The sequence below is a fragment of the Rhizorhabdus sp. GW822-FHT03C02 genome, from assembly GCF_058801765.1.
Map to the genome: position 1 here is coordinate 163505 of NZ_JBXANN010000010.1, position 12393 is coordinate 175897.

General features: G+C 66.3%; 13 protein-coding genes. 4 read left to right on the forward strand and 9 right to left on the reverse strand.

Going from position 1 to position 12393, the window contains the following annotated elements; all coding sequences use genetic code 11:
- Nucleotides 1–19 precede the first annotated feature (19 nt).
- From sucD to AC1RM6_RS22275, 4 genes are all read right to left on the reverse strand, one after another.
- Nucleotides 20–904 (reverse strand): succinate--CoA ligase subunit alpha, encoded by an 885-nt coding sequence (sucD, locus tag AC1RM6_RS22260; protein ID WP_493105250.1) that lies wholly within the window; start codon nt 902–904, stop codon nt 20–22.
- An 86-nt stretch (nt 905–990) separates the two neighbouring features.
- A complete protein-coding gene (gene mdh / locus AC1RM6_RS22265; protein ID WP_493105254.1) occupies nt 991–1953 on the reverse strand; it encodes a malate dehydrogenase in 963 nt (320 codons plus the stop codon).
- A gap of 134 nt (nt 1954–2087) precedes the next feature.
- Entirely contained in the window at nt 2088–3227 is a 1140-nt protein-coding gene (zapE, locus tag AC1RM6_RS22270; protein WP_493105396.1) for a cell division protein ZapE, read from the reverse strand.
- Between the two features lie 40 nt (nt 3228–3267).
- Nucleotides 3268–4050 carry a succinate dehydrogenase iron-sulfur subunit gene (locus AC1RM6_RS22275; protein ID WP_493105256.1) on the reverse strand — a complete coding sequence of 261 codons (783 nt, stop codon included), beginning with the start codon at nt 4048–4050 and terminating at the stop codon, nt 3268–3270.
- A gap of 182 nt (nt 4051–4232) precedes the next feature.
- Between AC1RM6_RS22275 and AC1RM6_RS22280 the strand changes: the two genes are divergently transcribed.
- Nucleotides 4233–5756, forward strand: a complete 1524-nt coding sequence (locus AC1RM6_RS22280; RefSeq protein ID WP_493105258.1) for a lipopolysaccharide biosynthesis protein — start codon at nt 4233–4235, stop codon at nt 5754–5756.
- Here AC1RM6_RS22280 and AC1RM6_RS22285 read toward each other — a convergent pair.
- Nucleotides 5742–6548, reverse strand: a complete 807-nt coding sequence (locus AC1RM6_RS22285) for a nucleotidyltransferase family protein (protein ID WP_493105260.1) — start codon at nt 6546–6548, stop codon at nt 5742–5744. The genes AC1RM6_RS22280 and AC1RM6_RS22285 overlap by 15 nt on opposite strands.
- Before the next feature lie 67 nt (nt 6549–6615).
- Here AC1RM6_RS22285 and AC1RM6_RS22290 point away from each other — a divergent pair, with 67 nt between their 5' ends.
- Entirely contained in the window at nt 6616–7743 is a 1128-nt protein-coding gene (locus tag AC1RM6_RS22290; protein ID WP_493105262.1) for a CDP-alcohol phosphatidyltransferase family protein, read from the forward strand.
- 2 nt (nt 7744–7745) lie between these two features.
- On the forward strand, nt 7746–8180 hold the full coding sequence (locus tag AC1RM6_RS22295) for an HIT family protein (RefSeq protein ID WP_493105264.1): 435 nt from the start codon (nt 7746–7748) through the stop codon (nt 8178–8180).
- Between the two features lie 98 nt (nt 8181–8278).
- Here AC1RM6_RS22295 and AC1RM6_RS22300 read toward each other — a convergent pair whose 3' ends face one another.
- Nucleotides 8279–9028 carry a phosphocholine cytidylyltransferase family protein gene (locus AC1RM6_RS22300; protein ID WP_493105266.1) on the reverse strand — a complete coding sequence of 250 codons (750 nt, stop codon included), beginning with the start codon at nt 9026–9028 and terminating at the stop codon, nt 8279–8281.
- Between the two features lie 110 nt (nt 9029–9138).
- Between AC1RM6_RS22300 and AC1RM6_RS22305 the strand changes: the two genes are divergently transcribed.
- Nucleotides 9139–9648, forward strand: a complete 510-nt coding sequence (locus tag AC1RM6_RS22305; protein ID WP_493105268.1) for a MarR family winged helix-turn-helix transcriptional regulator — start codon at nt 9139–9141, stop codon at nt 9646–9648.
- 59 nt (nt 9649–9707) lie between these two features.
- Here AC1RM6_RS22305 and sdhA read toward each other — a convergent pair whose 3' ends face one another.
- From sdhA to sdhC, 3 genes are read right to left on the reverse strand one after another with little or no spacing between them, the layout of a single operon-like run.
- Complete coding sequence (gene sdhA / locus AC1RM6_RS22310; protein ID WP_493105270.1) at nt 9708–11498, reverse strand: succinate dehydrogenase flavoprotein subunit; 1791 nt, start codon at nt 11496–11498, stop codon at nt 9708–9710.
- The gene (gene sdhD / locus AC1RM6_RS22315) at nt 11498–11887 is read right to left on the reverse strand and encodes a succinate dehydrogenase, hydrophobic membrane anchor protein (protein ID WP_493105272.1); all 390 of its coding nucleotides are present in this window, start codon (nt 11885–11887) and stop codon (nt 11498–11500) included. The genes sdhA and sdhD overlap by 1 nt, the downstream gene beginning before the upstream one ends.
- Nucleotides 11887–12297 (reverse strand): succinate dehydrogenase, cytochrome b556 subunit, encoded by a 411-nt coding sequence (gene sdhC / locus AC1RM6_RS22320; RefSeq protein ID WP_493105273.1) that lies wholly within the window; start codon nt 12295–12297, stop codon nt 11887–11889. Before sdhC ends, sdhD begins: the two co-directional genes overlap by 1 nt.
- Between the last annotated feature and the right edge of the window lie 96 nt (nt 12298–12393).

Consider the following 12393-nt stretch of genomic DNA (forward strand, 5'->3'; position numbering starts at 1 on the left):
GCCGATCGAATTCGTCAACTCAACCCTTGAGCACCGCCGCAAGCGTGGTGCCGAGTTCGGACGGGCTCGCCGCCACCTTGATCCCGGCCGCTTCCATCGCCGCGATCTTCTCCTCGGCGCCGCCCTGGCCGCCCGACACGATCGCGCCGGCATGGCCCATGCGACGGCCCGGAGGCGCGGTGCGGCCCGCGATGAAGCCGGCCATCGGCTTCTTGCGGCCACGCTTGGCCTCGTCGATCAGGAACTGCGCGGCTTCTTCCTCGGCCGAACCGCCGATCTCGCCGATCATGATGATCGACTTGGTCTCGTCGTCACCCAGGAACATCTCGAGCATGTCGATGAAGTTGGTGCCGTTGACCGGATCGCCGCCGATGCCGACCGCGGTGGTCTGGCCGAGGCCGATCGCCGAGGTCTGGAACACCGCCTCATAGGTCAGCGTGCCCGAGCGCGACACGACGCCGACCGAGCCCTTCTTGAAGATCGAGGCTGGCATGATGCCGATCTTGCACTCGCCCGGGGTCAGCACGCCGGGGCAGTTCGGGCCGATCAGCCGCGACTTCGAACCCTGGAGCGCGCGCTTGACGCGGACCATGTCGAGCACCGGAATGCCTTCGGTGATGCAGACGATCAGCGGAACGTCGGCAGCGATCGCCTCGAGGATCGAGTCGGCCGCGAAGGGCGGCGGCACATAGACCGCGCTGGCGGTGGCGCCGGTGGCGGCGACCGCCTCGGCGACGGTGTTGAAGTTCGGCAGACCCAGATGGGTGGTGCCGCCCTTGCCCGGGGTGACGCCGCCGACCATCGCGGTGCCGTAATCGAGCGCCGCCTGGGTGTGGAAGCTGCCGGTGTTGCCGGTCATGCCCTGGGTAATGACCTTGGTGTTCTTATCGACGAGGATCGACATAAGCCTCTTGAACCTTCCTTCCCCAACCGGGTGCCCGCGACGGGGCGTATGAAATCAGCAGATGGCGCCCGCGACAGGCGCCGGCATCATGCCAGCGTGCTGTCGATGCCCTTGCAGGCGACCAGCAGTTCCTTGACCGCCTCGACCGAGACGTCGAGATTGGCCTTGGCCTCCGCCGACAGTTCGATCTCGACGATCCGCTCGACGCCACCGGCACCGATCACCACCGGCACGCCGACATAGAGGCCGTCGATGCCATACTGGCCTTCGAGATAGACCGCGCACGGCAGCACGCGCTTCTTGTCCTTGAGATAGGCTTCGGCCATCGAGATCGCGCTGGTGGCCGGCGCATAGAAAGCCGAACCGGTCTTGAGCAGCGCGACGATCTCGCCGCCGCCGCCGCGGGTGCGCTTGACGATCTCGTCGATGCGCTCCTGGGTCGACCAGCCCATCTTGATCAGATCGGGGATCGGGATGCCGGCGACGGTCGAATATTCGACGACCGGGACCATCGTGTCGCCATGACCGCCGAGCACGAAGGTGGTGACGTCCTTGACCGACACCTTGAATTCCTCGGCGAGGAAGCTGGCGAAGCGCGCCGAGTCGAGCACGCCGGCCATGCCGACGACCTTGGCATGCGGGAGACCCGAAAATTCGCGCAGCGCCCAGACCATCGCGTCGAGCGGGTTGGTGATGCAGATGACGAACGCGTCGGGGGCGTTGGCCTTGATGCCCTCGCCGACCGCCTTCATCACCTTGAGGTTGATGCCGAGCAGATCGTCGCGGCTCATGCCCGGCTTGCGGGCGACACCGGCGGTGACGATGATGACGTCGGCGCCGGCGATGTCGGCATAATCGTTCGTGCCCTTGAGCGCGACGTCGAAGCCTTCGACCGGAGCGCACTGCGACAGATCGAGTGCCTTGCCCTGCGGGACGCCGTCGACGACGTCGAACAGCACGACGTCGCCCAATTCCTTGTAGGCCGCGAGATGAGCAAGGGTTCCGCCGATATTACCGGCGCCGATCAGCGCAATCTTATTCCGAGCCATGCCAGCTCCTCCGCTTGAAATCGCAACAGGAAGGCGGCCGCAAGGGTTGCGGCCACCCGAATGCGCAGCCCGCTTAGCCCCCCGATCCCGAGGGGGCAACCACCGCATTCAACTGAATTGGTAGTTTTTTCGGATTATCGTGTTTCTGGCGGAGATGCGGGCTCCGCGGTGCCCTCGAGACCATGTCCGGCGGCCAGATAATCATCGCTCTGCATCTCCATCAGCCGCGAAACGGTGCGTTCGAACTCGAATGCACCGTCACCTTCGGGATAGAGAGACTCGGGTTCGGCGGCCGCCGTCGCGAGCAATTTGACCTTATGTTCGTAGAGCGCGTCGACCAGCACCTTGAACCGCGCGGCCTCGTTGCGGTTGTCGGGGCCCATCAGCGGAATCCCGACGATGATCACCGTATGATAATGGCGCGCGATCGCCAGATAGTCGGCCGCGCCCCGCGCCTCGCCGCACAGCCGCTTGAACGAGAACACCGCGACGCCCTTGAGGCTCTTGGGCACATGCAGGCTGCGGCCGCCATGGACGGGTATGTCCGCCGACGGCACGTGCACCCGATCCTCGGGCGGGAAATCGGTGAGCCGGAAAAAGGCATGGCTGACCGCCGCGGTCGCGACGGGCCCGAGCGGCGCGTACCAGACCGGATGGCCGCCGAGCCGTTCGAGCCGATAGTCGGTCGGGCCGTTGAGCGGCAGCACGTCGAGCCGCGCCTGGATCAGCGCGATGAACGGCAGGAACAGCTGGCGGTTGAGCCCGTCCTTGTAGAGATCCACGGGCGGACGGTTCGAGGTGGTGACGACGACCACGCCGGCATCGATCAGCCCGGTGAACAACCGGCTCAGGATCGCCGCGTCGGCCATGTTGTTGACGACCATCTCGTCGAAGGCGAGCAGCTTGGCCTCGGCGGCGATCGCCTCGACCACCGGCGGGATCGGATCGCCCTTCTCCTTGACCCGCTCGGCGCGCAGCCGGTCGTGCACCTCGAGCATGAATTCGTGGAAATGGACCCGCCGCTTCGCCGGCACCTCGGTGCAGGAGAAGAACAGGTCCATCATCATCGATTTGCCGCGGCCGACTCCGCCCCACATATAGAGGCCGCGCGGCGGGACGGGCGCCTTGCGCAGCATCCGCCACAGCACGCTGCCCCGGGCGGGCTGCGCCTCGAGCTCGGCGGCGAGCGCCGCGAGCCGCTCGACGGTCGCGCGCTGGTCGGGGTCGGGACGCAATTCGCCCGACGCGACCATCGCCTCATATTTCTCGATCAGCCCGCTCACCGCGACGACATCCCGGCGGCAAGCTCCAGCATCAGATCTGGCGCTCGACCACCATCTTCTTGACCTCGGCGATCGCCTTGGCGGGCGACAGGCCCTTCGGGCAGACGTTCGAGCAGTTCATGATCGTGTGGCAGCGATAGAGACGGAACGGATCCTCGAGCTCGTCGAGCCGCTCGCCGGTCATCTCGTCGCGGCTGTCGGCGAGCCAGCGATAGGCCTGGAGCAGGATCGCCGGCCCCAGGAACTTGTCGCTGTTCCACCAGTAGCTCGGGCACGAGGTCGAGCAGCAGGCGCACAGGATGCACTCGTAGAGGCCGTCGAGCTTGTTGCGGTCGTCGGGCGACTGCAGCCGCTCCTTGCCCGAGGGCGGCGGCGTGACCGTCTTGAGCCAGGGCTGGATCGACGCATATTGCGCGTAGAAATGGGTGAAGTCGGGGACCAGGTCCTTGATCACGTCCATGTGCGGCAGCGGGGTGATGCGGACATCGCCCTTGCAGTCCTCGATCGCGGTCGTGCAGGCGAGGCCGTTCTTGCCGTCGATGTTCATCGAGCAGGACCCGCAAATGCCCTCGCGGCACGAGCGGCGGAAGGTGAGCGAGGGATCCTGCTCGCTCTTCATCTTGATCAGCGCGTCGAGGACCATCGGGCCGCATTCGGCGAGGTCGATCTCGAACGTGTCGTAGCGGGGATTTTCGCCCGAGTCGGGATCGTAGCGATAGACCTTGAAGTTCTTGACCTTCTTCGCGTCAGCCGCCGCCTTGTGGGCCTTGCCCGACTTGATCTTGCTGTTCTTGGGTAGCGCGAACTCGGCCATGAATCGAAATCCCCTTCGTCTGCCGACGCGCGATAGCGAATAGCGCCCCCCGGCTCAATGGCGCATAGCAGCATCGGACACCGCTCGGCCAGCCCCGGTGTCCTTGGCCGGCGATTTCGCGAGCCTTCAGAGCCGCTTCAAGCCGGCTTGAACCACCCTGCCCATCGCGTACAAGCGCGGCCATGGTCGATCCCGCGCCCGATCTCCCACCCGGCTCGCGCCAGGTCGCCAAGGGCGCCGGTACGGCGCTGCTCGCGCGCGCCGGCGCAGTCATCGAGATCGTGTCGCAGCCGCTCTATGTCTGGCTGTTCGGCCTGCCCACCTACGGCCTCTACATGGTGCTGTGGTCGGCGGTGAACCTCGCCGAGAATATCTTCGACCTCGGCATGACCAACGCGCTGCAGCGGGTGGTGCCGCAGGTCACCAGCGACGAGGAACGCGCCGACGCGCTGCGCAGCGCGCTGATCCTCGGCGTCGGCCCCTGCCTGGCGGTCGCGGCGCTCGCGAGCCTCGCCGCGCCCTGGCTGGCGCCGCTGGTCAACGTCGCCGCCAAGGACGCGCACGCGCTCGAAACCGGAATCCGGCTGTTCGCCTGGGCGCTGCCGCTATGGGCCTTCGTCGAGATCGGCACCTCGGCGCTGCGCGCGCGCAAGGCGTTCGGCCCCGAGATCAGGCTGCGGGTGCTGTGGGAACAGGTGATCCGGATGATCGCCGCGACGATCCTCTGGGCGCTCGGCGCCGACGCGCTCGGGCTGCTCGCCGCGCACATCTGCTCGCTGGCGGTCACCTGCGTCTTCTCGGCGCGGCTGATGGCGCGCTATTACCGGATCGACCTGGTGTTCCGGCTGCGCGGCGGCGCGATGATCGGCCGGACGCTGGTCGCCGGGGTGTCGATCCTGCCGAGCAACATCGTCGCCCGGCTGTTCGCCGATGCGCCGCCGCTGATCCTCAACGCGATCATCCCGGGCGCCGCGGGCGCCGCGGCGTCGGGGCTGTTCGCGATCGCCCGCAAGATCGCCAGTGCGGTGCAGCTGGTGCGCATGGCCTTCACCTATGTGATGGCGCCACTCGCCTCCGAGGCGGTTCGCCACGACAAGCGCCATGTCGCCGAGATCTATGGCTTCGCCACCCGACTCTCGATGGTGGTGGCGGTGCCGATCGTCGCCGCGATCGTCGGCACCGGCACCGCGATCCTCGGCCTGTTCGGCCCCGGCGGCCAGGCCGCCTGGTGGGCGCTCGCGCTGCTGACCGTCACCCGGATGATCGAGGCGATCACGGGCCAGGCCGGATCGATCCAGGCGGTGATCAGCCGTTACCATCATCCGCTGCTCAGCAGCTTCATCGGCCTGGGCGCCGCGCTGATCGCCGGCTTCCTGCTGCTGCCGCAGGGCGGGATCGACGGCATGGCGATCGCGGTGTCGGCGGGGATCGCGGTCTCGAACCTGATGCCGATGCTGATGCTCTGGTACAGCCAGCGGCTCCACCCGTTCGCGCCGCCCTTCCTGCGCACCGCGGCGAGCACCGCGGCCGCGGCCGCGGCGATCCTGCTGCTGACCGGGCTGGCATCGCCGCTGACCGACGCCCCGCGTCTGCTGCTGTGCGGGCTGCTGATCCTCGCGGGCATCTGGTGCGCCGCGCGCATCGGCCTGTCGCACGCCGACAAGATCGCGCTCGGCAAGACCGCACGCAAACTAAAGCTGCTGTGAGTTCCGGCCCCGCGCCGCGATGATCGCCTCGACCATCTCATGGTCGGACAATTTGTCGACATCGATGCAGGCTTCGGCGATCGACAGCACCACCGCCTTCGCCTTCAGCCCCAGCCGGCGCCCCGCCCAGGCGATCGCCTGGTCGAGATTGAGGATGCGCACCGCGATCAGCACCCCGAGCAGCGGCCCGAAAGCGTTCAGCACCGCGCGGACGCGCTTGCGCTTCTGTTCGATATCGCGCCACACGAGCAACGCCCTCATCGCCGCCGGCGTACCGAGCCAGAACAGGTTCGCCCCCGAATAGGCGCCGCCGCGAAACGGCAGCCAGGTCCGGCGATTGCCGGGATAGGCGGCCTCGAGGGTACGGCGTTCGACCAGCGAGGCCGCGACGTCGGCGTCTCCGACCGTCGCGAGCAGCGCGTCGATCATCGCACCGTCGAGCAGGACGTTGTCGGCGGTCGTCAGCAGCACCGGCCAGGCGGGCGGCAGGCCTTCGAGCGCGCCGATGATGCCGTCGACGATCGAGCTGCCGCCCTCGCAGGTCACCACCCGGGCGTCGGCGCGCATCCAGCGCGTGCCCGGATGTTCGAGCAGCGCCGGCGCATCCTGGGCGAGGACGATCACCCGTCCGACATCGCCGCGCGACAGCAGCGCACGCGCCACCCAGTCGAGCATCGGCCGGCCGGCGACGTCGATCAGCGCCTTGGCCTCGATGCCGAAATGCTGCGCGAGCGGATCGCCGCCGGGGCGCTGGCCGGCAAGGATGATCGCGGAAAAGCCGGGAGCGGTCATGTCCACGGCCTTGCCAGCTTGGCGCCGGGACGGCAAGGAGACGACCTCAGCCATATCCGGGAAAAAGATGAGCCAACCCGCCCCCGCCTTCATCAGCGCCGGATCCAACCCCGTTCCGATCTGGGGCATGTCGAGCGGCGAGCGGTTTCGCCGGATCGCGCTGGCGCAGGGGCTGTCGGCCGATCGCAAGGATCCCGACGGACCGGTGGTGATCGCCGCCGCCAGCCATGTGTTCGAACCGGCCTGGCTGAAATTCATGCTCGCGCGGCCGGGCACGGTGCTGACCAGCGGCGATGTTCCGGTGCTCGCCCATCTGACCGGCAACCGCTCGGCCAGGCTGATCGAGGCGGCGATGGCGGCGGGCGATCCGCTGCCCGAAGGCCTGCCGGTCGACGTCATCCGCGCCGAGGACCACCGCGTCTTCTACAACGAACTTTTGCGCAAGCGCGAGGAACCGGTGCTCGAGCCGCTGACCCCGGGCAATGTCCGCGCGATCGAACGGATGAGCTATTTCGGCGCCTATAAGGGCGTCACCGACATCCTCACCAAATATCTCTGGCCCGAATGGGCGCTGGTGCTGACCCGCATCGCCGCCCGGATCGGCATGACCCCGAACATGGTCACCGGCATCGGCGCGATATTATGCGTGGTCGCGACGATCGCCTTCTGGTTCGGCCATTATTGGTTGGGCATGGCGGCGGGGCTGATCTTCATGGTGCTCGACACCGTCGACGGCAAGCTGGCGCGCTGCACGATCACCTCGTCGGCCTGGGGCAATGTCTTCGATCATGGCATCGACCTGGTCCATCCCCCCTTCTGGTGGTTCGCCTGGGCTGTCGGCCTGGGGGCCTGGGGCCTGGCCTATTCGCAGACCGCCTTCTGGACCGTGCAGGCGGTGCTGATCGGCGGCTATGTCGCGCAGCGGCTGATCGAGGGGCTGTTCATGCGGCGCTTCGGCAATATGCACATCCATGTCTGGGAACGGATCGACAGCCAGTTCCGGCTGATCACCGCACGGCGCAACCCGAACATGGTGATCCTGTTCGTCGCCACGTTGTTCCGACGCCCCGATCTCGGGCTGACCGCGGTCGCGTGGTGGACCGCCTTGTCGTGCCTGTTCCATCTCGTGCGCTATGCGCAGGCCGAACTGCGCGCCGCGCGCGGCGAACCGATCTCCTCCTGGCTGGCGGTATGACGATGAACCAGACGATCGACGCGTTCGGCTTTCCCGGCACCCTGATCGCCGACTATGATCATTGGGTGGTGCTGCTGCGTCCGTCGCAGCCGACGCTGGGCAGCCTGGTGCTGGCCGCCAAGTCGGACGCGACCGCGTTCGGCGACCTGCCGCCCCCCTTCCATGCCGAGTTGGCCAAAGTGACCGCCGATATCGAGGCCGCGCTGACCAGGGCGGTCGGCTATGCGAAGATCAACTATCTGATGCTGATGATGGTCGACCCCAACGTCCATTTTCATGTGCTGCCGCGCTACGAAGGCAGCCGCAGCCATGGCGGAGTGACCGTGCCCGACGCCGGCTGGCCGAAGGTGCCGGCGCTCGGCGAGGCGGTGGCGCTCGACGACGATCAGAAGGCCGCGCTGGCGGACTGGCTGAAGGGGCTCTGGCCCGTAGGCTAGAGCATTTTCAAGTCAGGTGGAATCACCTGACGGCTCGGAAAATGCGGAAAACAAAGACAATTTAGAGCATGTCCTTATCAATCTGATCAGGACATGCTCTAGACTTCGGCGCGCGCCGCGACCCAGCCTTCGGTGAGAGCGCGCGCGATCACCAGATCCTCGGGGAAATCGACCTCGGCCCAGGCTTCGCCCTCGATCGAGACGGTGCCTACCACGCCCGACGGCGCCAGCGCATGGATCGCCTTGAGATACCAGTTGAGCACGCCTTCGGGGGTGCGCATCATCGCCGCGACCTGGTTGCGGAAGATCGTCGGCCCTTCGCCGCGAAAGGCGAGCATGCCGATCGATTCGGCATTGGTGTCCTCGCGCGCCAGCCGCTTGCCGATCTGCAGCAGCCGGTCGCCGTCGCGCTGCACCTTCATGTCGTCGAGGTCGTAATCCTCCTTCACGTCGATCGTGACCGTGATCGGCGATGTCGAACCCTCGATCAGCGTCCTGACGATCAGCGGCGAAACCAGCGTGTCGCCGTTGAGGATGATGAAATCCTGATCCATCTCCTCGCGCACGATCCAGCACGAGCCGAGATTGTCGGCGACCTTGAAGAACGGGTTGAAGCGGGTGCGGATCGTCACGCCGGAATGATCGAGCGCGGCGAGCGCGGCATCGAGCGTCCCATCCATGAAGCCGGTCACCACCGCGATTTCGGTGATGCCGTTGGCGACGAGCGATTCGATCTGCCAGGCGATCAGGCTCTTGCCCGCGAAATCGATCAGGCATTTCGGACGGTCGGCGGTCAGCGGCAGCAGGCGCGAGCCCTGCCCCGCAGCAAGGATGATGGCTTTCTTCATGATGCGCGGGGCCTAGTGCGAAAATGCGGCAGGATGATGAAAGGGACTGTCAATCATCAGGATAGTCAGTTATATTGACTATCCTGATGATTGACAGTCTGGAATCCGACATGACCGACATGACCGACATGACCGACATGACCGACATGACCGATATGCCCTGGTATGACGAGATCGCGATCCCGGCCCTGCTACGGCACGCGCGCAAGACCTATGGTTCGGCGATGCGCCGCGCGCTCGACGATGCCGGCTATGACGATATTCCCGCCAACGGCCTCTATCTGATCGGCGGGCTTGCATTGCGCACCCGCGACGTCCCGCTGGGCCAGTTGATCCGCGAACTGGAGATATCCAAGCAGGCCGCGGGCGTGCTGGTCGATACGCTGGTGATGCGCGGCTATCTGGCCCGGACGGTCGATCCCGACGATCGACGCAAGCTCAGCGTCGGACTGACCGAACGTGGCAGCGCGGCTGCCGCGGTCCAGACATCTGCGCGCGAACGGATCGATGCGATGCTGCTGGCAAAGGTCGGCGCGGACGATGTCGGCGCCGCGCGACGCGCGCTCGCCGCGCTGGTCGATATCGGCATGGCAGAGCGCGAAGCCGCGAAGAGCGACTGACCAAAAAAGAAAGGGGGCCGAAGCCCCCTTTCCCGTTCGCCCCAAACTGCAGGCTCGCGTCAGTAAACGCGCGCCTTCGGCTTGATATATTCGGCTTCGTCGGTGAGCGTGTAATCGTGCACCGGACGCGAATCGAGCGTGACCGCGCCCTTTTCGAACCACGAGATGGTGTGCTTCATCCAGTTCGCATCGTCGCGATTGGGGAAGTCCTCGTGCATGTGCGCGCCGCGGCTTTCCTTGCGGTTGGCCGCCGAATGCATCGTCACCACCGCCTGCGGCAGCATATTGTCGAGTTCGAGCGTCTCGACCAGATCGGTATTCCAGATCAGCGAACGGTCGGTGACCCCGACGTCCTGCAGCCGTGAATAGACCTTGTCGATCAGTTCCTGGCCTTCGCGCAGCAGCGCGGTATCGCGGAACACCGCGCAATGCTTCTGCATCGTGCGCTGCATGTCGAGACGGATCGTCGCGGTCGGCGTGCCGCCCGACGCGTTGCGATAATGGTCGAGCCGCGCCAGCGCCTTGTCGTCGGCCTCCTTGACGACCGCGCCATGCTTGCTGTTCGGCTTGATCAGCTCGCCCAGCCGGAAACCGGTCGCGCGGCCGAACACCACCAGATCGATCAGCGAGTTCGAGCCGAGACGGTTGGCGCCATGGACCGAGACGCAGGCCGCTTCGCCGACCGCGAACAGGCCGGGGACGACCGAATCCGGGTTGCCGTCCTTCAGGGTGACGACCTCGCCATGATAATTGCAGGGGATGCCGCCCATATTATAGTGGACGGTCGGCGTCACCGGCAGCGGCTGGCGGGTCAGATCGACCCCGGCGAAGATCTTGCCGGTCTCGGTGATGCCGGGCAGGCGCTCCGCCAGCACCTTCGGATCGATATGATCGAGGTGCAGGTAGATATAGTCGCCATTCTTGCCGACGCCGCGGCCTTCGCGCATCTCCATCGCCATCGAGCGGGCGACGACGTCGCGCGACGCCAGATCCTTGGCCGACGGGGCATAGCGCTCCATGAAGCGCTCGCCCTCGGAGTTGGTCAGATAGCCACCCTCGCCGCGCGCACCTTCGGTGATCAGCACGCCGGCGCCGTAGATGCCGGTCGGGTGGAACTGGACGAACTCCATGTCCTGGAGCGGCAGGCCCGCACGCAGCACCATGCCACCGCCGTCGCCGGTGCAGGTGTGCGCCGAGGTCGCCGAGAAATAGGTGCGGCCCGAGCCGCCGGTCGCGAGCACCACCGCATGGCTGCGGAAGCGATGGATCGAACCATCTTCCATGCAGAGCGCGATCACGCCCTTGCACTCGCCGCCTTCCATGATCAGGTCGAGCGCGAAATATTCGATGAAGAAGTCGGCGTCATATTTCAGGCTCTGCTGATAGAGCGCGTGAAGCATGGCGTGGCCGGTGCGGTCGGCGGCGGCGCAGGTGCGCTGCACCGGCGGGCCGGCGCCCATATTCTGCATATGGCCGCCGAACGGACGCTGGTAGATCTTGCCCTCGTCGGTGCGGCTGAACGGCACGCCCGCATGTTCGAGTTCGATCACCGCGGCCGGTGCTTCGCGCACCATATATTCGATCGCGTCCTGGTCGCCGAGCCAGTCGGAGCCCTTGACGGTGTCGAACATGTGCCAGGTCCAGTGATCCGGGCCCATATTGCCGAGCGAGGCGGCGATGCCGCCCTGCGCCGCGACGGTGTGCGAGCGGGTCGGGAACACCTTGGTGATGCAGGCGGTCTTCAGGCCCTTTTCGGCCGCGCCCATCGTGGCGCGCAGCCCCGATCCGCCGGCACCCACGACGACCGCGTCATAGACATGGTCGATGATCTTATATGCAGCCTCGGCCATCAGGCGGGCACTCCCCCGAATGCGATCTTGAGGATCGAGAAGATGGCGAGCGCGGCGCCCGCGATCGCGTAGAGATTCAGAGCCAGCGTCGCCGCGACCTTGCTGCCTTCTTCATGGACATAATCTTCCATCATCACCTGCAGGCCGATGCGCAAGTGCCAGAAGACCGAGATCGTCAGCAGGATCAGCGGCACCGCGACCAGCGGCGACTGGATCCACTGCACGACCGCCTCATGATCGTGGCGCGGCAGGCGGAACAGCGAGACCAGGAACCAGACGACGAGCAGCAGATTGCCCGCCGCGGTCACCCGCTGGTGCCACCAATGGAGCGCGCCATGCTTGGCCGACCCCAGGCCGCGAACGCGGCCGATACCGGTTCCGGTACCCATCAGTTGATCCCCATCGACGTGATCTTGGCGAAGGTCACGCCCCAGACGAGCAGCGTGACGAGCAGCGAACCGACCAGGGTCAGGATCGCGAAGGTGCGGTTGGTCTTCAGCTCATAGCCGGCACCGGTGTCGAGTACGAAATGGCGCAGGCCGGTGAACATGTGCTGGAAGAAACTCCAGGTCAGGCCGACCCCGACCAGATAGCCGAACCACGACGTCGCGACCTTGTAGAAGGTGGCATAGGCGTCGGGGCCCATCGCCGCGGCGACCAGCCACCACACGAAGCCGATACCGCCTCCGATCGCGAGGGCCGTGCCGGTGGCGCGATGGAGGATCGAGACCAGCATGTGCGGGCCCCATTTCCAGATGGTGAGATGCGGCGAAAGCGGCCGCCCCGGATTGCGCGACATGAACCCTCCCTCTGTCGGACCGGATCGTCTTTAGACGATGAATCGCACCATGCAAGCGGCGCGGCGACCTCGACCGCCCGCCAGGTGGCCAAGGCC